Here is a 25,336-nt window from a genome sequence, read left to right as displayed (position 1 = left end):
CACGTCCGGCGGCGGAGTGCCGGTATCCAGCAGGTGCCGGACGAGGTGCAGCGCCCGGCCGAGCGGGACGGTGTCCTCGTCCGGGTACTCGTCCTGCTGGCCGTTGGCGAGCAGGTAGCCGTCGCTCCAGCCGTCCGCGCCCGGATCGACGGCGTGCTCGCCCGGGGCGCCCGGCCGCGGCCAGCAGCATGACCATCGCCCGCACGCCGTTGGAGACCACCGCCAACTGCCGCCCGCGCGAACTGCGCAGCCAGTTCTCCGCCCGGCCCCCGGCGATCCGCCGCCGCAGCTCCGTGACGGCGTCCTGCCCGCAGCCCACGGCGGGCCAGTGGTCGGTGAACTCCCAGTGCTCGGTGGCCGGTTCGGTCATCGGGCGGTCCCCCTGCGGATGCGGCTGTGCTGATCGGCCTGCCCACGCTACCCGCGCCCGCCGGCGTCACTCCTCGCGGACGGGCAGCAGGCCGCGCTCGGCGAAGACCCGCTTCGCGGCGAGGGTGGCGTTGATCGCCCGGGGGAACCCGCAGTACGCGGCGGCGTGCAGCAGGGCCTCGACGATCTGCTGGGGCGTCAGGCCGACGTTCAGCGCGGCGTTCACGTGGACCTCGAGCTCGGGCTCGCAGCCGCCGAGCGCGGTGAGCATGCCGAGGGTGACGAGTTGCCGGTCGCGCGGTGCCAGGGCCGGACGGGAGTAGATCTCGGCGAACCCCCAGGCGGCGATCTGGTGCACCAGTTCGGGGGAGACGTCCGCCAGTGCCGCCACCACCCGCTCGCCCGCCTCGCCGTCGATGCGCGCGAGGACCTCCATGCCCCGCTCGAAGCGTTCGCGACGGTCGTCCGTGGTCATGTTCCGCTCCTCGGGGGTTGTCCGACGGCCAGGAGGCCACGGTAGCCAGCGCAGCGCAACCGGCGGGGCCCGGAAGCCGCCCCGCACCGCCGCCGCACACCCGACCGGCCCAACAGGAAGCGGCTACCGCGAAGTTGCCGCACGGGAAAAATGGTGCGACGTCCGGCGTGAGGAAGCGCTACACTCGCCGCGACACCGTAGGTACGCGATTTTCGCGTGGGACGAAGGACAGAAACGTGGCGGGTGACGACGACATCTCCGGGTGAGATCCGGATCTGACGGCCACCGGGCCGGCGCACAGGAGCGCTGCCGGAGTGGTCCGTTTCGTCGACCCCTTTTTCGCCCGTTTCCCCAGGGCAGTGGCCCGTTCGCAGCGGTCTGTTCGCAGTGGCCGTTCCCTGCCCTCTTGCACCTTCGAGGTCTCTTCACCATGTCCGACGCCGCCGTCGTCTGCTCCAACCTGTCCTTCTCCTGGCCGGACGACACCCAGGTCTTCCACGACCTGTCGTTCACCGTCCCGACCGGCCGCACCGGCCTGGTCGCCCCGAACGGGTCCGGCAAGTCCACCCTGCTCCGGCTGATCGCCGGTGAACTCAAGCCCACCGCAGGCTCGGTGACCGTCTCCGGCACGCTCGGGTACCTGCCGCAGACCCTTCCGCTGACCGGGAAGCTCACGGTCGCCGACGTGCTCGGCATCGCCGAGGTGATCCGCGCCCTGGACGCAGTCGAGTCCGGCGACGTCGCCGAGGAGCACTTCGCCACCATCGGCGACGACTGGGACATCGAGGAACGCACCCGCGCCCAGCTCGACCGCCTCGGCCTCGGCCACCTCGAAATGACCCGCAGCCTGAGCACGCTCAGCGGCGGCCAGGTGATCTCCCTCGGCCTGGCCGCTCAACTGCTGCGCCGCCCCGACGTGCTGCTGCTCGACGAGCCCACCAACAACCTGGACGTGGAGGCCCGCCACCGGCTGTACGAGGTGCTGTCCGAGTTCAACGGGTGCCTGCTGCTGGTCAGCCACGACCGCGCGCTGCTCGACCGAATGGAGCGGATCGCCGAACTCGGTGGCGGCGAACTGCGCCTTTACGGCGGCGACTTCACCGCCTACGAGGAGGCCGTCCGGGGCGAGCGGGAGGTCGCCGAACGCAACGTCCGCAACGCCGAGCAGAACCTGAAGCGGGAGAAGCGCGAGGCCCAGCAGGCCAGGGAGCGCGCCGACAAGCGGGCCAGCAACGCCGCGAAGAACCTGAAGAACGCCGGCCTGCCGAAGATCTTCGCCGGAAACATGAAGCGCGGCGCGCAGGAGGCCGCAGGCCGCTCCGGGCAGGTGCACGCCGCCCGGGTCGACGAGGCCAGGGCCCGCCTCGACGAGGCCGGGCGGGCGGTGCGCGAGGAGCAGCGCCTCAGCCTGGAACTGCCCGACACCCAGGTGCCGGCCGGCCGCACCCTGTTCCACGGCACCGGCCTCCAGGTCCGGCTCGGCGACCGCGAGGTGTTCGCCCCCGCCGGCATCGACCTGGTCGTCCGCGGCCCCGAGCGGATCGCGCTGACCGGCCCCAACGGCGCCGGCAAGACCACCCTGATGCGGCTGATCACCGGCGCGCTCACCCCCGACGGCGGCGAGCTGCGGCGCGGCGAGGGCCGGATCGCCTACCTCTCGCAGCGCCTGGACCTGCTGGACGAGAGCCACACCGTCGCGGAGAACTTCGCCAAGTTCGCGCCCGAGCGCCCGGAGGCGGAGCGGATGAACCTGCTCGCCCGGTTCCTGTTCCGCGGCCCGCGCGCACACCTCCCCGTCGGGGTGCTGTCCGGCGGCGAGCGACTGCGCGCCACCCTGGCCTGCGTGCTGTGCGCCGAGCCCGCCCCGCAGCTGCTGCTGCTCGACGAGCCCACCAACAACCTCGACCTGGTCGGCGTCGGCCAGTTGGAGAGCGCACTGAACGCCTACAAGGGCGCGTTCCTGGTGATCAGCCACGACGAGCGGTTCCTCGCGGAGATCGGCATCGACCGCCGCCTGCAACTGACCGACGGCGCCCTCCGGGAAGTCGCGGCTCCGGCGGTGTGACGTGCCGTCGGCTCCCGGCCCGCCTGTGGCGCCATGCCCGGGCGGGCCGGGAGGCCGAGCACGGCCGAGTTCTTCGGCCCCAACCAGCCGCGCGCGCACGTGACTTGGTTCGCGTGCTCGGCGTCCCGTCTGCCTGAGGGTAGGCGCGCCGGCCACGACCCATCGCTCGATGCCGGTCGCGCCGTCCCCCAACCTGCCGTGCCGGCCGCTGACTTGGCCTGGGTGCCCGTCGGCCGTGGGATTCCGCCGCAGGTCGGTGACGCCTTCAACCTTCGCTGCTCGTCCGTGACTTGCTCTGCGCGCCCGTCCGCCCGTCCGCCCGTCCGCCCGTCGGCCGGAGACTCGCGTCCGGACGGGCCGCCACAGACCGAACCGGAGTTCCCCCATGCCCCAACCCGCCCTGATCGCAAACGACTTGGTCCGGATCCTCGGCGGCCGCCGGATCCTCGACGGACTGTCCCTGACCGCCGCCCCCGGCCGCCGCTTCGGCCTGATCGGGGAGAACGGCTGCGGCAAGTCCACCCTGCTGAGGGTGCTGGCCGGCGCGGACGAACCCGACGCCGGGAGCGTCACCCGCCCCGCCGACCTCGGATTCCTGCACCAGGAAATGCCGTTCGACGCCGCCACCACCGTCGCCGCCGTCCTGGACGACGCGCTGCGCGAGGCCCGCACCGACCTCGCCGAACTCGACCGTCTCGGCAGCGAACTCACCGAACTCCCCGACGGCGACCCGCGCCAGCCCGCCCTGCTGGCCGCCTACGGCACCCGGCTGGAACAGACTCAGCACCGCGAGGCCTGGGACGCCGACCGCCGCGCCGCCCTGCTGCTCGACGGCCTCGGCCTCGCCGCCGTCGCACACCGGCGCACCCTCAGCTCGCTCTCCGGCGGGCAGCGCGGCCGCCTCGCCCTGGCCGCCCTGCTGGTCCGCCGCCCGTCGGCCGTCCTGCTCGACGAGCCCACCAACCACCTCGACGACGACGCCGCCGCCTTCCTGGAGGACCAACTCCGTGCTCTGCCCGGCACGGTGGTCGTCGCCAGCCACGACCGGGCGTTCCTCGACGCCGTCTGCACCGACCTGATCGATCTCGACCCGGCCACCGACGGCCCGGTCCGCTTCGGCGGCGGCTACCGCGCCTATCTGGGCTCCAAGCGAGCCGGCCGGCATCGCTGGGAGCGCCAGTACGCCGCAGAGCAACGGGAGTTGGCGGAACTGCGACGCTCCGCAGGAGTCACCTCGCACCGCCTCGCCCCGGACCGCGGCCCCACCGACAACGAGAAAATGGGCTACGGCCACCGCGCGGGCCGGGTGCAGCAACAGATCTCCCGCCGGGTCCGCGACGCCGCCGGCCGACTCGCCGACCTGGAACGCCGCCAGGTCGCCGAACCGCCCGTCCCCCTGCGCTTCGCCCCGCAGAACCTCACCACCGGCCCGGAGGAGGAGAACCCCGATCCGCTGGTGACGCTGCACCGGATCCACCTCCCGGGAAGGCTCACCCTGGACGAACTGGAGATCGCCACGGACGAACGCCTGCTGATCACCGGCCCCAACGGCACGGGCAAGTCCACCCTGCTCGCCGTCCTGGCCGGCCGCCTCGACGCCACCGGCGAGGTGCACCGGCGCCCCGGGCTGACCGTGGGCCTGCTCACCCAGGACACCACCTTCGCCCGCCCCGAGCGCACCGCCGCCGACACCTACGAGCTGACCCTCGGCCCCGACCACGCCGAACGCGTCCCGCTCTCCTCGCTCGGCCTGCTGGCCGCCGCCGACCTCGACCGCCCCGTCGGCGCCCTGTCCGTCGGCCAGCGCCGCCGCCTCGCCCTCGCCCTCCTGGTGGCCCGCCCGCCGCACCTGCTGCTGCTCGACGAACCCACCAACCACCTCTCACCACTCCTCTGCGACGAACTGGAGGAGGCCATGGGCGGCAAGGGCCCGGGCGCGATCGTGGTGGCCGGCCACGACCGCTGGCTGCGCCGCCGCTGGCAGGGCCGCGAACTCGCCCTCGGCATGAACCGCTGACCGCCGGGTGTCGGTCGCCGCGACGACCGGCCCCCGGACCGACGATGGACGCCGAGCGGCGCCACCCCCGTGCCGCCGGCACCCGGGAGACCGGAGAGACGGAGCAGCACCGTGCAGGAGTTCCTGGTCGAGATCACCACCGCCGTACCCCAGGACGTCCCCGCCGAGGAGGTCGACCGGCGCCGCGCCGCCGAACACGAGCGCGCCGCTGAACTCGCCTCCACCGGGCGGCTGTTCAGGTTGTGGCGGCCGGTCGGAGAGAAGCGCAGCGTCGGCATCTGGCGCGCCGAGGACGAGGCCCGGCTGCGCACGGACGTACTCGGCACGCTGCCGATGTGGCCGTGGATGACCGCCGTCGTCACCCCGCTGGAGCCGCACCCCAACGACCCGGGTACCGGAAGTCGTTAACGAGAGACGGGGCCACTGCCGGAAGCAGCGGCCCCGGCCGAACTACCGCGCGCCGCCGTTGACGTACAGCGTCTGCCCGCTCACGTACGACGCGTCCTCGCTCGCCAGGAACGCCACCACCGAAGCGACCTCCTCCGGCAGACCCACCCGCCGCAGCGGGGTGCGCTGCGCGACCTCCGCCTGGTGCTCCTCCGGCGTCGCCCCGACCCGCTCCGCCGTCGCCGCTGTCATCGACGTCGCGATGTACCCAGGCGCCACCGCGTTCACATTCACGTTGAACGGGCCCAACTCGATCGCCAGCGTCGCCGTCAGCCCCTGGATGCCGGCCTTCGCCGCCGCGTAGTTCGCCTGACCGCGGTTGCCGAGCGCCGAACGCGAACTCAGCGACACGATCTTGCCGTACTTCTGCTTCACGAAGTACCGCTGCGCGACGTGCGAACAGTTGTAGGCGCTGGTCAGGTTGACCGTCAGCACCGCGTCCCAGTCGCTCTTCGGCATCTTGAAGAACAGGTTGTCGCGGGTGATCCCGGCGTTGTTCACCAGGATGTGAACCGCTCCCAACTCCTCGACCACGGCGGCGAACACCGCCTCCACCGCCTCGTAGTCGGCCACGTCGCAGCCGAACCCGCGCGCCGTGCCGCCCGCCGCGAGGATCTCCTTCACGGTGCCCTCGGCGCGCTCCGCCGTCAGGTCGACCACGGCCACCGCCGCGCCCTCCTCGGCCAGCTTCCGCGCCGTCGCCGCCCCGATGCCCTGCGCGGCGCCGGTCACCACCGCCACCTTGCCGTCGAACTTGCCCACAGCCACACCTTTCCGATGCATCGCCAGATAAAGAGAGTCAGTCCAGCTCGACCAGCACCGCGGAGCCCTGGCCGACGCCCACGCACATCGTCGCCAGGCCGCGCCGGGCGCCGGTGCGGCGCATCCGGTGCAGCAGGGTGGTGAGGATCCGGGCACCCGAACAGCCCAGCGGGTGGCCGAGCGCGATCGCCCCGCCGGACGGGTTCACCAGCTCCGGGTCGATGCCCAACTCGCCGACGGACGCCAGCGCTTGGGCCGCGAACGCCTCGTTGAACTCGGCGGTCTCCACGTCCTGCAGCTTCCAGCCGCCGCGCTCCAGCACCCGCCGGGTCGCCGGGACCGGCCCGATGCCCATCACGTCCGGGTGCACGCCCATCGACGCGCCCGCCACGTACCGGCCCAGCGGCTCCAACTCCAGCTCCGCCAGCGCTCGTTCGCTCACCAGCAGCAGCGCCGCCGCGCCGTCGTTCATCGGCGAGGCGTTGCCCGCGGTGACGCTGCCGCCCGCCCGGAACACCGGCTTCAGTGCGGCCAGCTTCTCCGCCGTCGTGTCGGGCCGGATCGACTCGTCGCGCTCCACCCGCACCCCGTCCGGGCGTTCGACGGCGAGCAGCTCGGCGTCGAAGTGGCCCGACTCCCGTGCCTGCGCGGCCAGTTGGTGGCTGCGCAGGGCGAACGCGTCCTGCGCCTCGCGGCTGATGCCGTAACGCCCCGCGACCTCCTCGGCGGTCTCGCCCATCGACAGCACGCCGTGCAGCTCACGCATCCGGGGGTTGGTGAGCCGCCAGCCGAGCCGGGTGTCGAAGGTCTCCATCCGGTGCGGCAGCGCCTCGTCCGGGCGGGGCAGTACGAACGGGGCGCGGCTCATCGACTCGCAGCCGCCCGCCACCACCACGTCCGCCTCGCCGGAGCCGATCGCCCGGGCCGCCATGGTGACGGCCTCCATCCCGGACGCGCACAGCCGGTTGACGGTCGCACCCGGCACCGAATCGGGCAGCCCCGCCAGCAGCACCGCCATCCGGGCCAGGTTGCGGTTGTCCTCGCCGGCCTGGTTGGCGGCGCCCCAGTACACGTCGTCGATCCGCGCCGGGTCGAGCCCCGGCACCTGGGCGAGCAGCCCGCGCAGCACGGCCGCCGACAGGTCGTCGGGCCGGACGCTGGACAGCGCGCCGCGCAGCCGACCGATCGGGGTGCGGCGGGCGGCGGCGATGAAGACCGGAAGCACTTCGTCGAGCTCCTGTTCCACGTGGTTACCGATGGGCCGGTCCCGCCCGGTAGGCGGCCGGCGTCAGAAGGCGCTGACCCCGGTGGGAGTCAGAAGGCGTTGACCCCGGTCAGGGAACGCCCGATGAGCAGCTTGTGGATCTGGCTGGTGCCCTCGTACAGCGTCATCACGCGGGCGTCGCGCAGATACTTGCCGACCGGGTACTCGTCTGTGAAGCCGTACCCGCCGAACACCTGCAGCGCGTTGTTCGCGCAGCGCACCGCCGCCTCGCTGGCGAACAGCTTGGCGACCGAGGACTCCGTGGCGAAGGGAAGCCGGCGGTCGATCAGGTCGGCGACCCGCCAGGTCAGCATCCGGGCCGCGGCCACGTCCACCGCGATGTCGGCCAGCAGCTCCTGCACCAACTGGTGGTGCGCGATGGACTTTCCGAACTGCTCGCGCTCGCCGGCGTAGCGCACCGCCGCGTCCAGCGACGCCTGCGCGATGCCGACGCAGCCCGCCGCCACCGACATCCGGCCCTTGGCGAGCGCCGCCATCGCCACCGTGAAGCCCTTGCCCTCCTCGCCCAGCCGTGCGCTGTCGGGCACCCGGACGGCATCGAGGTGCAGCTCGGCGGTGGCCTGGCCGCGCAGCCCCAGCTTGCCGTGGATCAGCGTGCGGGTGAACCCGGGGGAGTCCGTCGGCACCAGGAAAGCGCTCACCCCCCGGTGGCCGGGCTCACCCGTACGGGCGAACACCAGCGCCACCTCGGCCCACGTCCCGTTGGTGATGAACATCTTCGCGCCGGAGATCAGCCAATCTCCCCCACTTTTCGCCGCGCTCAAGCGGGTGGTGCCCCCAGCGTCCCGCACCGCCCGCGTCGTCAGGTTCGCCGCGTCCGAACCGGTACCGGGCTCCGTCAGCGCGAAACACGCCAGCGCCTCGCCCGAACACAGCCGGGGCAGCCACTGCCGCTTCTGCTCCTCGGTGCCGAACGCGTTGATCGACTTGCCGACCAGCCCCAGCGAGACCGACACCACCCCGCGCACCGAGGAGTCGCCGCGCCCCAGCTCCTCCAGCACCAGGCAGTACGCCAGATGATCACCGCCGCTGCCGCCGTACTCCTCGGGGACGGTGAGACCCAGGAACCCCAGCTCACCGAGCTTCTTGACGATCCCCGGATCGATCGACTCCGCCCGGTCCCATCCGGCGGCGAACGGCACGATCTCCCGGTCGGTGAACCCCGCCGCCAACTCCCGGACGGCGACCTGCTCCTCGGTCAGCTCCAGGTCCACGCGGCGACCCCTCGACTCGACATTCCGACGGCGGCACTCCGGCGCCCCGAATAAACTAGCGGTGCAAGTTTTACGGTGACTGTAGCCCGCCCCCGCCCCGCACGGAAGGGGGCGCCTGCGACAATGGGGCGGTTCCGGAGCCGAACAGGCCCCGACGGCCCGCGACCCGAGGAGGCCACGATCGCCCGCCCGCGCACCCCCCTGCTCAGCCGGGACCGGATCGTCGCCGCCGCACTCACCCTGGTCGACACCGAGGGACTGCCCGCCCTCTCCACCCGCCGCCTGGCCGCCGAACTCTCCGTCAGCGGACCGTCCCTCTACAACCACTTCGCCACCAAGGACGAACTCCTCGACGCCGTGGTCGACAGTGTCATCGGCGAGGTCGACCTCACCATGTTCGACGCGCCGCCCGACTGGCGCACCGCCCTGCGCGACTGGGCCCGCTCCTACCGCGCCGCCCTGGCCGCCCACCCCCACCTCGTCCCCGTCCTCGCCCAGGGCCCCGGCCGCCGCCCCAACGCGCTGCGCCTCGCCGACGCCGTCTTCGGCTGCCTGGTCGACGCCGGCTGGCCCCGCGGCCAGGCCACCCGGATCGGCGCCCTGATGCGCTACTTCATCACCGGCTCGGCCCTCGGCTCGTTCGCCGCCGGCTTCCCCGAGGACGCCGCCCTCTACACCGCCGAGTACCCCCACCTCGCCGACGCCCACCGCCTCGCCGAACACCGGCGCACCATCGACGAAGGCGCCTTCGAAACCGGCCTCGAAGCGCTGCTCGACGGGCTCGAACTCCGCTACCGGCAGATCGTCTGACGGTCCGCCGGAAATCGGTATCAGCAGGTGTGTTGACGTCGGCAGTGGCCTTCGGCGTGCCCGCCGAGGCGTTCGTGCTGGTGATCTACAAGGAGCGCCGCTCCGTCGGCACCAGCACCAGTGTCACCCGCCACAGCATTCTCGCGTTCCGCACCCCCGACGGCCGCGAGTACCGGATCGACGAGCAGAACGGTCTCCGACGTGCCGTCGGCGACCGGGTCGGGGTCCGTTACCTTCCCGAGCGCCCGGACCGGGCCGTGACCGTCGACCACGGCACCCTCGAGGACACCATCTGCGTGGCGGTCGGCGCCCTTCTGATCCTCGGCGGGCTCGTCGGAGTGATCATCACCCTCGGCCACCTGCCGCCCCGCCCGCCCATCGTCATCCCACAGTGGCGGCACTGACCCGCCCGGCACCGGCCCTGCACCCGTGGAACGTGCCGCGCATGCCGTCCGGGGGCGGCTCGGGCCGACGGTTTGACGTCCCGACAGCTGCCGACCGCCTGTCCTGTCCGTGTCTGTCCGTTTTACTTCCGTTTTGCATTGAGCTCTCCGTTTCCGTACGGTTTCATCCGTTCGGAGCAATTCGGCAGGCGGACGCGCCGTGAACACGGCGCTGCGCCGTCCGGCCGACATGCGCTCGCCCGAACGGTCGACCAGCGTCGGCCGGACGTGGGCGGCACCAATCCGCCTGCCCTGACGGTCAGGAGGACCAGGCGCATGGGTGGAACGGACAGGCGGGCGGTGATCGGCGAGTTCCTCGGGACGCTGCTGCTGGTTCTGCTGGCGGTGGGCGCGGCGGTGCTCGCGGGGGACGCGATCGGAACGGTCGGCATCGCGCTCGCCTTCGGCTTCGTGCTGCTCGCCCTGGCGTACGCGCTCGGACCGATATCCGGCTGCCACGTGAACCCGGCGGTGACGCTCGGCTTCCTGCTGGCCCGCCGGATCGACGGGCGCACCGCGGTGTCGTACTGGATCGCGCAGGTGCTCGGCGGCATCGCCGGCGCGGCGCTCGTCCTGCTGCTGGCCAAGCAGGTGCCGGGGCTGGAGACGCACGGCAAGCTCGGCACCAACGGCTGGGGCGAGCGCTCCCAGGTGCACATCAACGCCGGCGGCGCGTTCCTCACCGAGATCGTCCTCACCTTCCTGCTGGTGTACGTCGTGCTGTCGGTCACCCACCGACTGGCCGCCGTCGGCTTCGACGGCCTGCCGATCGGCATCGCCCTGGCGGTCGTCCACCTGGTCGGCATCCCGCTCACCGGCACCTCGGTCAACCCGGCGCGCAGCCTCGGCCCGGCGCTGTTCGCGGGCGGCGACGCGCTCTCCCAGCTGTGGCTGTTCCTGCTCGCCCCGCTGGTCGGTGGCGCACTGGCGGCGGGCGTCCACCTGCTGACCCACCCGCAGCCGAACCTCCCGGTGGCGCAAGCCCTGGCCACCGACGCGCGGGTGTAGTTCCCGCACAACGGCCGAGCGGCGGCCGGGACCGACACCACGGTCCCGGCCGCCGCTTTGTCGACCGGTCGTCACAAACCGTTATCGGCAGGTGAGTTGACGCTTGTCGGGACGGGGAGCACCGTTCCTTCACGCGGACCGCCGCGACCGATGGGGGGAACCGGAATGACGGACGACGGGCCGACTGTCGCCGGAATCGTGTTCTCCCTCTTCGTCGTGGCGACGGGGGTCGCGGCGGGCATCGGCACCGCCTGGCAGGCCGATCGCGCGCGGCGCACCCTGGCCGAGGGCCTGCTCGCCGAAGCGGTCGTCCTGGTGGTCTTCACCTCCGAAAGCGCCAGCGGCGTGGGCGAAAACCGCAGCACCACCACCACGCGCCACACCATCCTCGGGTTCCGCACGCCGGACGGCAGCGAGGTCCGGGTGGACGAGAGGGACGGCCATCGACGCGCCGTCGGCGACCGGGTCGCGGTCCGCTACCTGCCGGAGCGCCCGGACCGGGCCGTGGCCGTCGACCGCAGCGCCGTGCAGGACACCTTCGGCATCGTGATGAGCATCCTGCTGACCGTGGGCGGCATCATCGGACTGGTCATCACCCTCGCCCACATGCCGTCCGACCCGCCCACCCCCGGCGTCTGGTCGCCCTGACCTGCCCGGCCCTTCCCCGCGTACGTCCCACCTGCCATGATCAACTCGTTCGCGGGAGCCGCACCGAGGGGGACGTCACCATGGGTCGCAGCAAGAAGACCGGCGTCCTGGTCGGCCCGCTCCTCCTCCTTGTCGGAGTCTTCCCCGGCTGGTTGAACATTCAGGCCCGCTGCGACTTCGCCGGCGCACCGCGGGTCCAAGCGACGGTCCTGAGCGCCCACTACAAGCCGGGCGGCACCAATGCCTTCGAGATCATCCTCGGCATACCGGAGCCCGTTCCGGTCGACGACATCCGCACCGCCCCCGACCACCTGGTGCCCGGTGACACCGTCACCGCTCTGGTCCGCCCGGGCCACGCGCTGCTTCCCGAACAACTCTCCTGGTCCACGCTCGTCTTCCCGGTCCTCTTCGCCGGGGTCGGCCTCCTCGTCACCGTGGTCGGCGTCCGCGCGATCCGCGCCGACCCGCCGACCGGGCCCAGCGACCCGGAAGCCTGGCTCTGACCTGGCCCGATCTCCCGGTCCCGGGACCGGAGAACACCTCTTGCCGGGTGCGGCGGCCGACCCCTATCGTTCGGCGCACTTGCACCACTGTCGGGGGGACCAATGAACGATGCAGTAGACACTTTCACCACGGTCTTCGGCCTGATCACGGGCCTGATGGCCCTGGTCGGCCTGCTGATCTCGGGCCTCGGCGTCAGCGGCGTCGTCTTCGCCCTGCGGCGCTTCCGCCGCCGCGACCGCGTCCGTACCGAGGGACTCGTCGCCGAGGCCGAGGTGCTGGACGCCTACCTGACGCAGGACCGCGTCGCGGACTCGGTCACCATCCGCACCAGCCGCTACGTCATCCTCGGCTTCCGCACCGCCGACGGCCGGGACATCCGCCTCAGGGACACCACCGGCATCCCCCGGATCGTCGGTGACCGCGTCACCGTCCGGTACCTCCCCGCTCACCCCCAGGAGGCCATCCCCGCCGACGCCCCCGGCTCCGGCCGCCACCCCGGACACGTCGTCGTTCTCGCGATCGGCTCGTTCTTCGCCGTGGCCGGCCTGGTATTCGCCGTCGCCGCCATCGGCATGTCCGTCTTCGCCACGCAGATACCGACCGACCTGCCCACCCCCACCCCGGGCAGCAACTGGCCGTAGCGATCCGCCCCGCGCCCGCCGCGCCAGGCCGTACGGGCTCCCGGCGCGACGGGGAAGCGGCTACCGCAGGGCGCGGCGCAGCGAGGCCACCGGGTCGCCGGTGTGGTAAGGGCGCTCGCTGGGCTCGATGCCGTCCAGGAACTCCTGGTAGCGCACCGCGTAGTGGAGGTGCATCAGCGGCGCGGCCGGCTTCAGGGCGCGCAGCGGGTCGCTGTCCGGGACGAGGGACTGCCAGGCGGCGGCCCAGCGGTCGCGGACGGTGGCGCCGCGTTCGGGGGAGAGGAACGGGGCCGGGCGCAGGCCGTCGAGGGCCGGGTGGCTCCACACCGCGTCGGAGAAGTCGAGCACCACTCCGCGCCGGCCGTCCCAGCGCCAGTTGCCCGGGTGGCAGTCGCCGTGCACCAGCGTCAACGGGAGCCCGCAGTCCGCGAGTTCGTCAACGAGGGCGGGCAGCCGGTCGCCCAGCGCAAGCGCCCGGTCGTACTCCTCGGCGGTGAGTTCGGGGCGCAGCCGCTCCAGCAGGGCGGGGAACAGCGCGGCCAGCGCCGCGGGTGAACGGTCCGTCAAGCCGCCCGGCCCGTCCTCCGCGACGGCCGCCTGCACGGACGCCCACCGGTCGACCACGCTCAGCATGCCGTCCTCCGGCAGCCCCCAGCAGTCCACGCCCGGCACGTCGTCCATCAGCATCCGGCGGCCGTCCGCCGCCAGCACCCGCGGCACCAGCTCCGGATCCGCCTTCGCGACCCGGGCGATCACCTCGGCCTCGGCCACCGCGAACGGCGGGGTGCTCTTCAGCCAGGCCGCGCCCGTGCCGGTCGGGAACCGCGACAGCGCCGACAGGTTCCAGCTGCGCAGCTGCTCCACGGGGCCGGTCCGAGGCCGGCCGAGGGCCGCCAACTCGCCGTCCGCCCAGGCCCATTCGGCGGCCAGGCCGTCCGCCGACGCCCACGGAAGCCGCAGCGGCTGCTCGTCGAGGTCTTCGGCGGGGGCCGCCGCCAGCGGCCGGGACGGACGCTCCAGGGCCTGCGCCAGGTACACCACGTCGCCGCTGCTGCCGGTCTCGCCGCCGTCCACGGAGAGCATCCGCAGCAGCGCCACCGGGACCCCGGCCGCCTCCGACGCCGCCTGCACCACCTCGCCGATCTGCGCCCAGTAGGGCGAGGAAGCCGTGAAAGGCCCCACCGCGCCGAGGAGTTCACCCTGCCATGCGATCAGGACGGTCGCCGTCCGCTGTTCAGTGTTCTGCACCCGGGCATTGTCCGGGCGCGGAGGCCCGCCCGCCAGCGAATTACCGCCGGCGGGCGGGCCCGGTGGCCGCGGTCGGCCCCTACGCGTCCGCCGGGCGGGCCCGGTGGCCGCGGTCGGCTCCTACGCGTCCGTCATCGGCCGTGACAGCGACAGGCCGAAGCGCTCCTCGGAGTCCGTCCACCAGTCGCTCAACCGCAGTCCGGCGGCGAACAGTTCACGCTCCACCCGCTCGCGCCGGAACTTCGCCGACACCTCGGTGTGCAGCTCCTCGCCCTCCTCGAAGTGCACCGCGAGACCCAGTTCCGTGATCTTCACGCTCTGTGACCGCAGCGAGCGCAGCCGCATCTCGATCCACTCCTGCTCGGCGTCCCAGAGCGCGACGTGCGCGAACTGCGCCGGGTCGAAGTCCGCGTCCAGCTCGCGGTTCAGCACCGTCAGCAGGTTCCGGTTGAACTCGGCCGTCACGCCCGCCGCGTCGTCGTACGCGGCGACCAGCATCGCCGGGTCCTTCACCAGGTCCGTTCCCAGCAACAGGGCGTCGCCCGGCAGCAGTTGGGCCCGCAGGCCGGACAGGAACTTGGCCCGCTCGGCCGGCACCAGGTTGCCCAGCGTGCCGCCGAGGAACACCACCAGCCGGGGGCCGCCGCCCTCCTCCGGCAGGCCGAGGCCGGTGGTGAAGTCCGAGAGCACCGCCGAGACTTCGAGCCCCGGGTAGTCGGCGATCAGCGACTTCGCCGCCGACTCCAGCGCACTCTCGCTGACATCGACCGGCACGTACCGCTCCAGCGTGCCGTGCGCGCGCAGCGCGTCCAGCAGCAGCCGGGTCTTCTCCGAGGAGCCCGAGCCGAGTTCGACCAGGGTGCGGGCCCCGGTCGCGGCCGCGATCTCCCCGGCCCGCGCCGTCAGGATCTCCCGCTCCGCCCGGGTCGGGTAGTACTCGGGCAGCCGGGTGATCTCCTCGAACAGCTCGGAGCCGCGGGCGTCGTAGAACCACTTCGGCGGCAGCCGTTTCGGTTTCCCGGCCAGGCCGGCGCGGACGTCCGCGCGCAGCGCGTGGTGCAGGTGGTCGGCGGGCAGCAGCCGGGTCAGCCGGTATCCGGTCACAGCGTTGCGTCCTCTCGGCTTCGCGGCCCGGTCGGGGCCGGCGGGGTGAGCGCGCTGCCGGCCGGGTGGGCCACCAGCGGGGTGAGCGCGCTGCCGGCCGCGTCGGCCACCAGCAGGGAACGGTCGGGGACTTCGGACCAGCCCGGCCCGTCGTCGAACGGCTCGGAGGCCACCAGCAGCGAGCCGTCCGCGTCCCGGCGCTGGAACAGCGTGTCGCCCCAGGCGGTCGCGGCCAGCGAACTGCCGTCGGTGGCCAGCAGGTTGATCCTGGCATCGGCCAACTCGGACGCCGCCAGGCACACTTCGGCGAGCGCCTTGCCCAACTCGACGCCCGCGCGCAGCCGGTTCAGCACCACCGCCCACAGCAGCGCCGAATCGGTGCGCGCCTCCAGCTCCAACAGCTCGGCGGTGGGCAGCAGTTCGGCCAGCGGCTCGAACGCGCCCGGCCAGCCCGGCAGCGCCCCGTTGTGGCTGAACAGCCAGCGCCCGGCGGCGAACGGGGCCGCCGCCTGCGGGCCCGGCGCGCAGCCCGGGGTCGCCGAGCGGACGGCGCCGAGTATCGCGTGCGAGCGCACCACCCGGGCCAGGTCCGCGAGATCGCCGTCCGCCCAGATCGGCCCCTCCCGCCGGTAGCGGGCCGGCCGCTCGTCGCCCTCGGCGTACCAGCCCACCCCGTAGCCGTCCACGTTGACGTTGCCGAAGCGCTGCAACCGGGGCGACCAGGACTGCCGCAGCAGGCCGAACGGCGGATCCAGCAGGACCGTGCGCAGCGCCACCGGCCTTCCCAGATAAGCGAAGTGACGGCACATCAGACCTCACCCCGTCCCTCGGCGTCGCGGGCGGTGCGGAAGCCGGAGAAGATCTGCCGCCGGATCGGGTAGTCCCAGTTGCGGAAGGTGCCCCGGCAGGCGACCGGCGCGACCGCGAACGAGCCGCCGCGCAGCACCTTGTACTCGGGCCCGAAGAACACCTCCGAGTACTCCCGGTACGGCCACGCCCGGAAGCCCGGGTAGGCGGTGAAGTCGCTGGCCGTCCACTCCCACACGTCACCGATCAACTGCCGCGCCCCGTACGGCGATTCGCCCTGCGGGTAGGCGCCGGCCGGGGCCGGGCGCAGGTGGCGCTGGTCGAGGTTGGCGTGCTCCGGGCCGGGCGGATCGTCGCCCCACGGGAAGCGCCGGGAGCGGCCGGTCACCGGGTCGTGCCGGGCCGCCTTCTCCCACTCCGCCTCGGTCGGCAGCCGCCGCCCCGCCCACCGGGCGTACGCGTCGGCCTCGTACCAACTGACGTGCAGCACCGGCTCGTTCGGCGGAACCGGCTCGACGTGCCCGAAGCGGCGGCGCAGCCACTGCCCGTCCCGCTGGGTCCAGAACAGCGGAGCCGTCAGGTCGGCGGCCATCCGGTGCTCCCAGCCGGCCGGCGTCCACCAGCGCGGGTCGCGGTAGCCGCCGTCGGCGATGAACGCCTGGTAGGCGGCGTTGGTGACCGGCGCGGTGTCCAGCCAGAACGCCGGCAGGTCCACCAGGTGTGCCGGGCGTTCGTTGTCGAGCGCCCACGGCTCGGTGTCGGTACCCATGGTGAACGGGCCTGCCGGGACGAGCACTTCGGGCGCCAGGGTGCCCTCGGCGGCGGGCGGCGGCGGGGCGTCCAGCACCGCCGGGCCCTCGCGCAGCTGGTGGGTGATCAGCATCGTCTCGTCGTGCTGCTGCTCGTGCTGCGCGATCATCCCGAACGCGAACCCGGCGTCCAGCAGCGGCGCACCCTCCAGCGGCGAGGCGGCCAGCAGGTCCAGCACCCGGCCGCGCACCTCGTACGCGTATGCGCGGGCCTGGTCGGGCGGCAGCAGCGGCAGGCTGGGGCGCTCGGCGCGCGGGTGCTCGAACGCGTCGTACAGCGGGTCGATCTCCGGGTGCATCGGGTCGCGGCCGCCGACGTTGCGCAGCAGCCACAGCTCCTCCTGGTTGCCGATGTGCGCCAGGTCCCACACCAGCGGTGACATCAACGGCGAGTGCTGGGCGACGAGTTCGGCGTCCTCGACGGCGCCGGTGAGCAGCCCGGTGCGTTCCCGGGCGGCCAGCAGTTCGGTGGCGATCAGCTCGCGCAGCACGGCGGGGTCGGTGCGGTCGGCGTTCAGCACGGGGTGTCCTCCTGCAGCGCGGGCGCGGCGCCGGTGCGCAGCGCGGCCAACTGGTCGTCGGCGGGGCAGCGGCCCCGGGCCGGATAGCGTTCGGCGAACTCCAGCAGTGCGGGCCGGAGTTGGCCGTCGCGGCGGGCGAGTGCCCGCTCGGCGGCGGAGAAGCAGGCCAGGGCGGCCCGGCGCAGTTCGGCGTCGGCCATGCCGAGCGCGGCGGCGCGCCGCCACAGGCCCGAGCGGGGCGCGCGTGAGCCCGCGTGGCCGAGGCGTTCCAGTGCGGACCGGGCCTCGTCGGCGGCCTGCGGGTCGTCCATGAGTGCGGACACCAGTGCCAGCGGCACCCGCCAGCCCTCGCCGGGCTGGGCGTCGATCATCCGCAGTTCCAGGTGGCCGCGCGGACGGACCGGCGGGAACAGGGTGGTGCGGTGGTAGTCCAGGTCGGCCAGCACGGCGCCGCGTTCGCCGCCGCCGCGCAGCCAGTCGCGGAACGTCAGCCCCGCCGGCGCGTCCCACGGCAGGCCCTCCGGGCGGCGCACGCACAGCACCGCGGCGTCCAGCACGTAGCGGGTCCACGCCTCGCGCGGGTCGGCCAGCGGCGGCGGGGCCAGCGTGCGGGAGGGGTCCATCCGCGACCAGACCAGCTGCCGGGTCGACTTCCAGCCCGTCGGACGGCCTTCCAGCAGCGGGGAGTTGGCGAACGCGCCGACCAGCACCGGCCCCAGCTGATGCGCCAGGCGCCAGCGGTCGAGGTACGTCGCCTCGGTGCCCGCGTCCACGCAGACCTGCACGGACGCGGTGCCCGTCATCATGATCCGGCCCCACGGGCCGCCGCGGGCGAAGTGGCGTTCCATCGCCCGGTACCGCGGGTGGGTGGCCAGCATCCGGCGCTCGCGGTCCAGCGGATCGGTGCCGGTGCCCGTCAGCCGCAGGCCCTCGGCGGCGAGTGCCGCCCGCAGTACCGTCTGGTCGGTGCTCAGACCCGCCGCGCAGGCGGCCGGGTCGGCGGCGGGCGGGGAGCTGAGCTCGACCTGCCCGCCGGGTTCGTACGTCAGCCGGGAGCCGGCCGGGAACACCGGGCCGTCGGCCGAACCGGGCAGCACCGCCAGCGCGGCCGCCACCCGGGCGGGATCCACCGGGGCGGTCGGACATCGGCCGTCATGGACGAACCACTCCGCCTCCACCCCGACCAGCGCCGGCGGCCCGATCTTGAAGCAGATGGCGCCCAGGTGTCGTTCGGCCGATGCCTCGGTCAACTCCGTCGGCGGGGTCACGCTCTGTGTCGAATCGGCCGGTAGATCGGCCTGTGGTGGGCGTACAACTGTCACCGGACTCACCATCCCTCGGTACGTGACTAGGGCCCGGTTGTTCCTGCTCAGTCTGCCCCGGGGCAAACCTCGACGCCCGTCAGCTCGTAGTCGCGCAGGTCAAGCGGGTGAGAGCGGTGCGGAGCCGGTCCGGCGGCAGGGCGAAATTCAGCCGCAGACAGCCGGAACCGGCCGGACCGAAGTCAAACCCGCTCGCCAGTTCGACATGACGCTGTGTGAGCAGATCTTCCCTGGTCCCGAGGCCAGATCCGTCCAGCCAGAGCAGGAACGACGCCTGTGGACGGGCCAGCACCGCGCCGCCCAGCGCCGCCGTCGCCGACTCCCGGGCCGTCACCAACCGTGTCAGCAGCCCCGCCAGCCACTCCTCACCCTCCGCGAGGGCCGCCCGCTGCACCAGCGCGCCCAGCAGACCGCCCTCCCACAGGCCGAACCCCGCCATCACCTCCGCCAGCCGCGCCCGGAGCGCCGGATCCGGCACCAGCGCGAGACAGCTCGGCACCCCCGACAGGTTGAAGGTCTTGCCGACCGAGTTCAGCGTCACCACGTTCGGCGCGCCGTCCGTCACCGCCACCGCCACCGGGTGCGGCACACCCGCGTCCGGATGCCGCAGATCCCCGTGCACCTCGTCCGACACCAGCAGCCCCGGCGCCGCCGTCCGGGCCAGCGCCCGGATGTCGCCGGCCGGCCAGAGCAGACCCGTCGGATTGTTCGGACTGCTCAGCAGCACCATGCCGGGGCAGGCGGCGGCGATCCCCCCGAGCGGCAACCGGAAAGCGTTTTCCCGTTGCTCCGGGGCATGGACCAGCGGCACCTCCCGCACCGGCACCCCCGCCGCCCGGCACGCCCGGGCCAACCCGTTCCACTCCGGCGTCACACACACCGCCGGACCGGACAGCGGACGCGCCGCCTCCAGCAGCAACCGCACCGCCGTACCCGGCCCGAACGGCAGCAGCATCACCCACTCCGGCGGCACCTCCACCCCGTGCCGCCGCCGGTACCAGCGCGCCACCAGCACCCGGTCCGCCTCCTCCACCACCGGATACCCGAACGCCGGATGCCCCGCCCGCACCCGCAACGCCGCCCCCACCGCCGGCGGCCCCGGCAGATCCATGTCCGCGACCCCCATCGCGATCCGCCCCGCGCCCGCCCGCGCCCACTTCGCACTCCCCGTTCCGTCCCGCGAAAACGCACCGCCCACGACCACTCCCCGCAGCTAGAGAATGAGCATGCAATCACCGAACATGTCGAACTCGTACCCGCCCTTCTCGAGGACCTCCGCATAGGACCGCATCACGAGATCCTTTCCGCCGAACGCCGCCGTGAGCACAATGTGACTGGAACGCGGCCGGTGCAGATTGGTCACCAGCGCATTCACGATCCGGAATTGGAACCCCGGATAGATGTAGAGATCCGTCCACCCCTTCTGCGGCTCGACTCCGGCCCCGTCCCCGGTCTTCAGCGATTCGAGCGTTCGCATCACCGTCGTGCCGACCGCGACAATCCGCCGCCCCTCGGCCATCGCCCGGCCGATCTGCGCGGCCGCCTTCTTCCCGACCTCGAAATACTCGGACCGCACCTTGTGGTCCTCGACCTCGTCCGCACTGATATGCCGCACCGCGAGGATCTCGGTCGCGCCCACATGCAGCGTGATGTAGGCGATCTCGACCCCCTTGTCGGAAATGCGCTCCAGCAGCTCCCGCGAGAAATGCAGGCCCGCCGACGGGATCTCCAGCGAACCCGGCGTCCTGGCGTAGACCGACCGGTACGCCCCGCGCGCCGACTGCCAGTTCGCCGGATCGAGCGGGACGGTCTCGTCGCTGCGCCGCCCGTGCCGATCGAGCGCGGGCACCAGTCGCTCGGCGGGTTCGAATGTCACTTTCCAGAGCCGGTCGGGCTGCGGCCCGACCAGAATACATTTCAGTTCGGGATCGTCGACGGATGTCAGAGTGAGGCCGGGTTCGAGTTTCTTCCGGGCGTCGATCTTCACGATGTTCGCGCCGTCCGGCTCGTGGCCGTACACGATGACGTCCACTGCCTTGCCGTCGTGCCGGAATGCCAGCGTGTTCGACAGCATGTAGCTGTCGTTCAGCACCAGCAGATCGCCGACCTGGAGGTGATCGAGAATGGCGGGGAATTCGGTGTGCTCGATCGTTCCTCCGGACCGGTCGAGCACCACCATCTTTCCGTTCTCGCGGTTCCGGCCGCGCAGTTCGACGGGGTCGGTCGGCATGTCCTTCGCGTTGTGGTCGAATTCGAATTCCTCGGTCCGCATGGTCCGCCATCCTCTCGGTTCGCATGGCCGGCGACCGGTGGCTCGCCGATATCGACGAGTGGACCCGAGCGGTGTGGCAGCCGCACCTCGTGCCTGCCGTTCGGACCACCGCATGCTCAGCGGGACGAGTCCGGCACCTTCCGGCGGCGCGCCGCCGCGGCCCTCCTGCCGGCGTCCCATCACGTCGAGCGCCTTCGCTCGCACGCCCAGCCCGGCGTTGAGCTCCGGGATCAGCGAGGGCCGGGCGGCGACGAGAGAGCGGTAGAGCGCCTCGGCCTCCTCCATGGCCTCCAGCACTTCGGGGAGATGGCCGGTCGCGCCCAGCAGCCGGGCGAGGAGGAGCAGCGCACAGGCCGCGTCGGCGATGTGGCGGGCGGGGCTGACGGTGGCCGGCCGGTGGTGGATGGTCAGGACCTCGAACGCGGCGGCGTAGCCCTCGGCGAACTGCCGCAGATTGCCCAGGGGGTGGCCGAGGTCGTGCAGCGAGGTGGCGAGGTGGGAGTCGTGGACGGCGGGGCCGGCGGCGGCCAGGCGGCGGCGGATGCGGACAGCTTCTTCCTCGGCGGTGAGGGCGTCGCGGTAGTCCCCGGTGGCGGCCAGACGGGAGCCGAGGTCGGACAGGGCGGCGGCGAGCGCGGGTTCGTGGCGGGCGGGCGCGCCGGCCGCGAGCCGACGGAGGACCTCCACCGCTTCCCGTGTGACGGCCGGCGCCTCGTCGTGGCGTCGAACGTCCGCCGGCCGCAGCGAGAGGTTGTTCAGCGAGCCCGCGAGGACCAAACGCCTCAGGAGGAGAGGCGGCGCTCCAGCGGGGTGCGGAAACGCGGCGTGACCCGGGCGTCGCCGAGCACCGCGCGCAGTTCGGTGGCCCGCGCCGCGATGGCGGCGTCCGCCTCCCGGCCGGCATCCTCCAGGAGCTCGAACACCACCTCGCCGTCCGGCCGTTGGGCCCAGCCGCCGACCACCCGGCCGTTCCACCACACCGTCGGGCCGATGTTGCCCGAGCGGTCGACCAGCTGCGGACGGTGGCCGGAAGGCAGGTACCAGTCGCGGTGCTTCCCGTTCATCGCGGTCGGATCCAGGGCCGGCAGCAACGCCGCCCACGGGCCCGGCTCCGCGACCGGGTCGAGATCGCCGGGAAGAACGAACCCGGTTGCGCCGCCCGCGAGTTCCACCTCGACGGCCGCGCAGCCGGCCAGCGCCGCCCGCACCTCGCGGACACCCCAGCCCGTCCACCACACCAGATCGTCCTCCGTCGCCGGGCCGTACCGCTCCAGCCAGCGCCGCGCCAACTCCCGCTGCGCCTCCGCCCGTTCGGCCGCCGACGGCGCGGCCGGGGCCGGCGGGCCAGGCGCCCAGCGGTGCTGGCTGCTGGTCCAACTGCCCACCGGGCGGCGACGAACCATGCTGCCCTCCATACCGAGCAGCCGCAGCAGGCGCATCCCGACCGACTGCTCGGCGCGGTACGAGGTGCCCGCACCGTACTCGATCTTCTCCCGCAACTGCGGTACCAGCTCGCCGATTTGACTGCCCGTCAGGTCGGTGTCGGCGAGGGCGGAGCGGACGGCGGACTCCACGCCGGCCGTCCAGTCGGCGTCGCGGCCGGAGGCGGCGAAGTCCTTGAGCAGGCGGGCGCGTTCGCGGGCCACCAGCTTCGCGGTGGTGGAGGTGTACACGGTCGGGGCGAGCGCGGCGGGGATCGCGAACAGCGTACTGCGCATGCCGTGTTGGCGCAGCACGGTGCCGTCCCGGTACAGGGCCCGTTCGGTGTCGGCGATGCCGGGCGTGGCGAGCCGGGCCGCGACGGCGAGGAACACCGTGGCGGGATCGGTGGCGTGCACGGCGACCAGGTCGTCCACCACCTGCTCGGCCCGGTCCGCCCGGGCGTCCGGGGCGAGGTGGTGCCGCCGGGCCAGCCGGGCGCGGCGCTGGTCGTCATCGAACTGCGGTCGGGCGGGCACGCGTTCCTCCTCGGACTCCGGGTGGTCCTCAGCCTGCCACGGTGCGCGGCGACCTCACCTCCGCAACGCGTGCCGTGAAAGTTTCGTCCGGGTGGACCGGCCTGCTCCCGGGGTGGGGTCGGTGGGGCGGCGAGGTGGTGAAGTGCGCGTCCCTTCGCGGGGGTCCGGCCATCGCTGCGGGAGCGCTCCCATGGTTTCTGTGCAACTGCTTGACGACATCAGGAGGCCATGGCTTCATATCGGTTGTTCCCGGGCCGAGTTCGATCCCGTCCGGGCCAAGTATGGGAGCGCTCCCACCAGTTGGGGGTGTCTCACGCCGAGTCCGTCCCCCACCCGAAAGGACTCCCGTGACTGTGTCGGCCAACCTGACGCGCCGTCTTCGGACGGCGGCAGCGGCCGCGGTGCTCAGCGCCGCGACCGCACTGCCGATCGCCGCCGCGACCCCCGCCGCCCACGCCGCGGCGACCGCCCGCGTGGACAACCCGTTCGTCGGCGCCGGGGTCTACCTGAACCCCGAGTGGTCCGCCCACGCCGCCGCCGAACCGGGCGGCTCCGCCATCTCCACCCAGCCCACCGCCGTCTGGATGGACCGCATCGCGGCCATCGCCGGCGGCAACGGTGTGATGGGCCTGCGCGACCACCTGAACGCCGCCGTGCAGCAGGCCGCGGGCAAGCCGTACGTGTTCCAGGTCGTCATCTACGACCTGCCGGGCCGCGACTGCTCCGCCCTGGCCTCGAACGGCGAACTCGGCCCCACCGAACTGCCGCGCTACAAGAGCGAGTTCATCGACCCGATCGCCGCCATCCTGGCCGACCCGGCCTACGCGAACCTGCGGATCGTCACCACCGTCGAAATCGACTCGCTCCCCAACCTGGTCACCAACGCCGGCGGCACCGCCACCGCCACCCCCGCCTGCGACACCATGAAGGCCAACGGCAACTACGTGAACGGCGTCGGCTACGCGCTCGCCAAGCTCGGCGCCATCCCGAACGTCTACAACTACGTGGACGCCGGCCACCACGGCTGGCTCGGCTGGGACTCCAACCTGCAACCCGCCATCGACGTCATCAAGCAGGCCGCCACCGCGTCCGGCTCGACCGTCAACAACGTCCAGGGCTTCATCACCAACACCGCCAACTACTCGGCGCTGCACGAACCCAACTTCACCGTCGGCGACTCGGTGAACGGCACCTCGGTGCGCCAGTCGAAGTGGGTGGACTGGAACAACTACGTCGACGAGGCGACCTACGCCAAGGCGTTCCGGACCAAGGCGGTCGCGTCCGGCTTCAACGTGAACGTCGGCATGCTGATCGACACCTCGCGCAACGGCTGGGGCGGCAGCAGCCGACCGGCCGGACCGGGCCCGACGACCAGCGTCGACGCGTACGTCGACGGCGGCCGCATCGACCGCCGCTTCCAGACCGGCAACTGGTGCAACCAGTCCGGCGCGGGCCTCGGCGAACGCCCCAAGGCCGCCCCCGAGGACGGCATCGCCGCGTACGTGTGGGTCAAGCCGCCCGGCGAGTCGGACGGCGCGAGCTCGGCGATCCCGAACAACGAGGGCAAGGGCTTCGACCGGATGTGCGACCCCACGTACACGGGCAACCCGCGCAACAACAACAACATGTCGGGCGCGCTGCCGGGCGCCCCGCTGGCCGGCCACTGGTTCTCCGCGCAGTTCCAGGAACTGCTGAAGAACGCCTACCCCGCGCTCGGCCCGTCCACCGGCGACACCACCCCGCCGACCGCCCCCACCGGCCTGGCAGCCACCACCACCGCCGGCAGCGTCTCGCTGACCTGGAACGCCGCCACCGACAACGTCGGCGTCACCGGCTACGACGTTTATCGCGGTGGTGTTCTGATCGGGTCCACCGCCGGCACCTCCTACACCGACACCGGCCTGACCGCCTCGACCGCGTACTCGTACACCGTCAAGGCGCGCGACGCCGCGGGCAACGTCTCCGCGGCCTCCGCGGCACTCGTCGCCACCACCCAGGCCTCCGGCGGCGGCACCGGCGCCGGCTGCACGGCCAGCTACAAGGTCACCAACGACTGGGGCGCCGGCTTCAACGCCGACGTCACCGTCACCGCCGGCAGCGCGGCGATCAAGACCTGGAAGGTCACCTGGAACTTCGGCGGCAACCAGCAGATCACCAACCTGTGGAACGGCCAGCTCGCCCAGTCCGGCCCGGCCGTCACCGTGACCAACCTCGCCTACAACGGCACCGTCGCAGCCGGTGCCAGCACCGCGTTCGGCTTCGGCGCCAACTACTCCGGCAGCAACGCCACCCCCACCCTCACCTGCACCGCCACCAGCTGACACCGCCCCCGCACCACCCCGCCGCCGCCCACCCGCGAACCCTGCGGGCGGGCGGCGGTTCCGGTGCACGGTGCCGGGCCGCCGTCGGTGCCCTGCGGCCAGCGATGATCGTGTGCCGGGCCTGCGGCGTGTCGTGCACCTGGTCGGGCGATGCCGCTTGCCGCGCCCCGCGCAGCTCCGGCGCCGTCCGCCCGCAGACCCCGCCGGCAGGCGGCAGCCTCGTGGCCGGGACCGGCCGCCGTCGATGCGCTGCGGCCGGCGGTGATCACTACGCCCGGTCGGACGA

23 protein-coding genes are annotated in these 25,336 nt (G+C 73.0%); 11 read left to right on the top strand and 12 right to left on the bottom strand.

Translation table 11 applies throughout. The features are described 5' to 3' along the window. Window positions 1-33: 33 nt before the first annotated feature. Window positions 34-192, top strand: a complete 159-nt coding sequence (locus ACGFWJ_RS01875; RefSeq protein WP_392944214.1) for a hypothetical protein — start codon at window positions 34-36, stop codon at window positions 190-192. A gap of 244 nt (window positions 193-436) precedes the next feature. Here the strand turns inward: ACGFWJ_RS01875 and ACGFWJ_RS01870 are convergent, their stop codons facing one another. Beyond that, on the bottom strand, window positions 437-844 hold the full coding sequence (locus ACGFWJ_RS01870) for a carboxymuconolactone decarboxylase family protein (protein WP_387859827.1): 408 nt from the start codon (window positions 842-844) through the stop codon (window positions 437-439). 430 nt (window positions 845-1,274) lie between these two features. On the opposite strand from ACGFWJ_RS01870, the gene ACGFWJ_RS01865 reads away from it, so the two are divergent. The 3 genes from ACGFWJ_RS01865 to ACGFWJ_RS01855 all read left to right on the top strand — a co-directional run bounded on the left by ACGFWJ_RS01865 (window position 1,275) and on the right by ACGFWJ_RS01855 (window position 5,334). Beyond that, window positions 1,275-2,909 (top strand): ABC-F family ATP-binding cassette domain-containing protein, encoded by a 1,635-nt coding sequence (locus ACGFWJ_RS01865; protein ID WP_392944211.1) that lies wholly within the window; start codon window positions 1,275-1,277, stop codon window positions 2,907-2,909. A gap of 385 nt (window positions 2,910-3,294) precedes the next feature. Continuing rightward, the gene (locus tag ACGFWJ_RS01860) at window positions 3,295-4,926 is read left to right on the top strand and encodes an ABC-F family ATP-binding cassette domain-containing protein (RefSeq protein WP_392944209.1); all 1,632 of its coding nucleotides are present in this window, start codon (window positions 3,295-3,297) and stop codon (window positions 4,924-4,926) included. A 111-nt stretch (window positions 4,927-5,037) separates the two neighbouring features. Next, on the top strand, window positions 5,038-5,334 hold the full coding sequence (locus ACGFWJ_RS01855) for a muconolactone Delta-isomerase family protein (protein ID WP_392944207.1): 297 nt from the start codon (window positions 5,038-5,040) through the stop codon (window positions 5,332-5,334). Between the two features lie 42 nt (window positions 5,335-5,376). Here ACGFWJ_RS01855 and fabG read toward each other — a convergent pair whose 3' ends face one another. From fabG to ACGFWJ_RS01840, 3 genes are all read right to left on the bottom strand, one after another. Next, entirely contained in the window at window positions 5,377-6,135 is a 759-nt protein-coding gene (gene fabG / locus ACGFWJ_RS01850; protein ID WP_392944205.1) for a 3-oxoacyl-ACP reductase FabG, read from the bottom strand. 37 nt (window positions 6,136-6,172) lie between these two features. Beyond that, window positions 6,173-7,360: a thiolase family protein gene (locus tag ACGFWJ_RS01845; RefSeq protein WP_392945446.1), complete on the bottom strand. Its 1,188-nt coding sequence runs from the start codon at window positions 7,358-7,360 to the stop codon at window positions 6,173-6,175. A gap of 89 nt (window positions 7,361-7,449) precedes the next feature. After that, window positions 7,450-8,634 (bottom strand): acyl-CoA dehydrogenase family protein, encoded by a 1,185-nt coding sequence (locus ACGFWJ_RS01840; protein WP_392944203.1) that lies wholly within the window; start codon window positions 8,632-8,634, stop codon window positions 7,450-7,452. A gap of 180 nt (window positions 8,635-8,814) precedes the next feature. Between ACGFWJ_RS01840 and ACGFWJ_RS01835 the strand changes: the two genes are divergently transcribed. From ACGFWJ_RS01835 to ACGFWJ_RS01810, 6 genes are all read left to right on the top strand, one after another. Continuing rightward, window positions 8,815-9,444, top strand: a complete 630-nt coding sequence (locus tag ACGFWJ_RS01835; RefSeq protein ID WP_387860095.1) for a TetR/AcrR family transcriptional regulator — start codon at window positions 8,815-8,817, stop codon at window positions 9,442-9,444. Window positions 9,445-9,476: 32 nt separating this feature from the next. After that, on the top strand, window positions 9,477-9,848 hold the full coding sequence (locus ACGFWJ_RS01830; protein WP_392944201.1) for a DUF3592 domain-containing protein: 372 nt from the start codon (window positions 9,477-9,479) through the stop codon (window positions 9,846-9,848). Between the two features lie 315 nt (window positions 9,849-10,163). Beyond that, window positions 10,164-10,895: an MIP family channel protein gene (locus tag ACGFWJ_RS01825; RefSeq protein WP_392944199.1), complete on the top strand. Its 732-nt coding sequence runs from the start codon at window positions 10,164-10,166 to the stop codon at window positions 10,893-10,895. A 165-nt stretch (window positions 10,896-11,060) separates the two neighbouring features. Beyond that, entirely contained in the window at window positions 11,061-11,543 is a 483-nt protein-coding gene (locus ACGFWJ_RS01820) for a DUF3592 domain-containing protein (RefSeq protein WP_392944197.1), read from the top strand. Window positions 11,544-11,623: 80 nt separating this feature from the next. Next, window positions 11,624-12,046, top strand: a complete 423-nt coding sequence (locus ACGFWJ_RS01815; RefSeq protein ID WP_392944195.1) for a hypothetical protein — start codon at window positions 11,624-11,626, stop codon at window positions 12,044-12,046. Window positions 12,047-12,148: 102 nt separating this feature from the next. Then, window positions 12,149-12,688 carry a DUF3592 domain-containing protein gene (locus ACGFWJ_RS01810; protein ID WP_392944193.1) on the top strand — a complete coding sequence of 180 codons (540 nt, stop codon included), beginning with the start codon at window positions 12,149-12,151 and terminating at the stop codon, window positions 12,686-12,688. Between the two features lie 60 nt (window positions 12,689-12,748). Here the strand turns inward: ACGFWJ_RS01810 and ACGFWJ_RS01805 are convergent, their stop codons facing one another. The 8 genes from ACGFWJ_RS01805 to ACGFWJ_RS01770 form a co-directional block, all read right to left on the bottom strand. Further along, a complete protein-coding gene (locus ACGFWJ_RS01805; protein WP_392944191.1) occupies window positions 12,749-13,936 on the bottom strand; it encodes an aminoglycoside phosphotransferase family protein in 1,188 nt (395 codons plus the stop codon). Window positions 13,937-14,056: 120 nt separating this feature from the next. Further along, window positions 14,057-15,040 carry an L-histidine N(alpha)-methyltransferase gene (egtD, locus tag ACGFWJ_RS01800; RefSeq protein ID WP_392944189.1) on the bottom strand — a complete coding sequence of 328 codons (984 nt, stop codon included), beginning with the start codon at window positions 15,038-15,040 and terminating at the stop codon, window positions 14,057-14,059. Beyond that, the gene (gene egtC / locus ACGFWJ_RS01795) at window positions 15,037-15,849 is read right to left on the bottom strand and encodes an ergothioneine biosynthesis protein EgtC (protein ID WP_392944187.1); all 813 of its coding nucleotides are present in this window, start codon (window positions 15,847-15,849) and stop codon (window positions 15,037-15,039) included. The genes egtD and egtC overlap by 4 nt, the downstream gene beginning before the upstream one ends. Beyond that, window positions 15,849-17,177 (bottom strand): ergothioneine biosynthesis protein EgtB, encoded by a 1,329-nt coding sequence (gene egtB / locus ACGFWJ_RS01790; RefSeq protein WP_392944185.1) that lies wholly within the window; start codon window positions 17,175-17,177, stop codon window positions 15,849-15,851. The genes egtC and egtB overlap by 1 nt, the downstream gene beginning before the upstream one ends. Then, window positions 17,171-18,445: an ergothioneine biosynthesis glutamate--cysteine ligase EgtA gene (gene egtA / locus ACGFWJ_RS01785; protein WP_392944183.1), complete on the bottom strand. Its 1,275-nt coding sequence runs from the start codon at window positions 18,443-18,445 to the stop codon at window positions 17,171-17,173. The genes egtB and egtA overlap by 7 nt, the downstream gene beginning before the upstream one ends. A gap of 133 nt (window positions 18,446-18,578) precedes the next feature. Beyond that, window positions 18,579-19,610, bottom strand: coding sequence for an aminotransferase class I/II-fold pyridoxal phosphate-dependent enzyme (locus ACGFWJ_RS01780; protein WP_392944181.1), 1,032 nt, complete (start codon window positions 19,608-19,610; stop codon window positions 18,579-18,581). Window positions 19,611-19,712: 102 nt separating this feature from the next. Beyond that, window positions 19,713-21,548 carry an S-adenosylmethionine:tRNA ribosyltransferase-isomerase gene (locus ACGFWJ_RS01775; protein ID WP_392944179.1) on the bottom strand — a complete coding sequence of 612 codons (1,836 nt, stop codon included), beginning with the start codon at window positions 21,546-21,548 and terminating at the stop codon, window positions 19,713-19,715. 5 nt (window positions 21,549-21,553) lie between these two features. Next, the gene (locus tag ACGFWJ_RS01770; protein ID WP_392944178.1) at window positions 21,554-22,729 is read right to left on the bottom strand and encodes a winged helix DNA-binding domain-containing protein; all 1,176 of its coding nucleotides are present in this window, start codon (window positions 22,727-22,729) and stop codon (window positions 21,554-21,556) included. A gap of 281 nt (window positions 22,730-23,010) precedes the next feature. Between ACGFWJ_RS01770 and ACGFWJ_RS01765 the strand changes: the two genes are divergently transcribed. Then, complete coding sequence (locus ACGFWJ_RS01765) at window positions 23,011-25,050, top strand: glycoside hydrolase family 6 protein (protein ID WP_392944176.1); 2,040 nt, start codon at window positions 23,011-23,013, stop codon at window positions 25,048-25,050. The last annotated feature ends 286 nt before the right edge of the window (window positions 25,051-25,336 follow it).

The sequence above is a fragment of the Kitasatospora sp. NPDC048407 genome, assembly GCF_043200475.1.
GTDB lineage: Bacteria > Actinomycetota > Actinomycetes > Streptomycetales > Streptomycetaceae > Kitasatospora.
This window is presented reverse-complemented; position numbering and strand designations above follow the sequence as displayed.

Excerpts from the sequence above, each read along its gene's own strand:
- ACGFWJ_RS01870 (WP_387859827.1), bottom strand. The coding sequence starts at position 844 with ATGACCACGGACGACCGTCGCGAACGCTTCGAGCGGGGCATGGAGGTC.
- ACGFWJ_RS01865 (WP_392944211.1), top strand. The coding sequence starts at position 1,275 with ATGTCCGACGCCGCCGTCGTCTGCTCCAACCTGTCCTTCTCCTGGCCG.
- ACGFWJ_RS01860 (WP_392944209.1), top strand. The coding sequence starts at position 3,295 with ATGCCCCAACCCGCCCTGATCGCAAACGACTTGGTCCGGATCCTCGGC.
- ACGFWJ_RS01825 (WP_392944199.1), top strand. The coding sequence starts at position 10,164 with ATGGGTGGAACGGACAGGCGGGCGGTGATCGGCGAGTTCCTCGGGACG.
- ACGFWJ_RS01820 (WP_392944197.1), top strand. The coding sequence starts at position 11,061 with ATGACGGACGACGGGCCGACTGTCGCCGGAATCGTGTTCTCCCTCTTC.
- ACGFWJ_RS01815 (WP_392944195.1), top strand. The coding sequence starts at position 11,624 with ATGGGTCGCAGCAAGAAGACCGGCGTCCTGGTCGGCCCGCTCCTCCTC.
- ACGFWJ_RS01810 (WP_392944193.1), top strand. The coding sequence starts at position 12,149 with ATGAACGATGCAGTAGACACTTTCACCACGGTCTTCGGCCTGATCACG.
- egtC (WP_392944187.1), bottom strand. The coding sequence starts at position 15,849 with ATGTGCCGTCACTTCGCTTATCTGGGAAGGCCGGTGGCGCTGCGCACG.
- ACGFWJ_RS01780 (WP_392944181.1), bottom strand. The coding sequence starts at position 19,610 with ATGGATCTGCCGGGGCCGCCGGCGGTGGGGGCGGCGTTGCGGGTGCGG.
- ACGFWJ_RS01765 (WP_392944176.1), top strand. The coding sequence starts at position 23,011 with ATGGGAGCGCTCCCACCAGTTGGGGGTGTCTCACGCCGAGTCCGTCCC.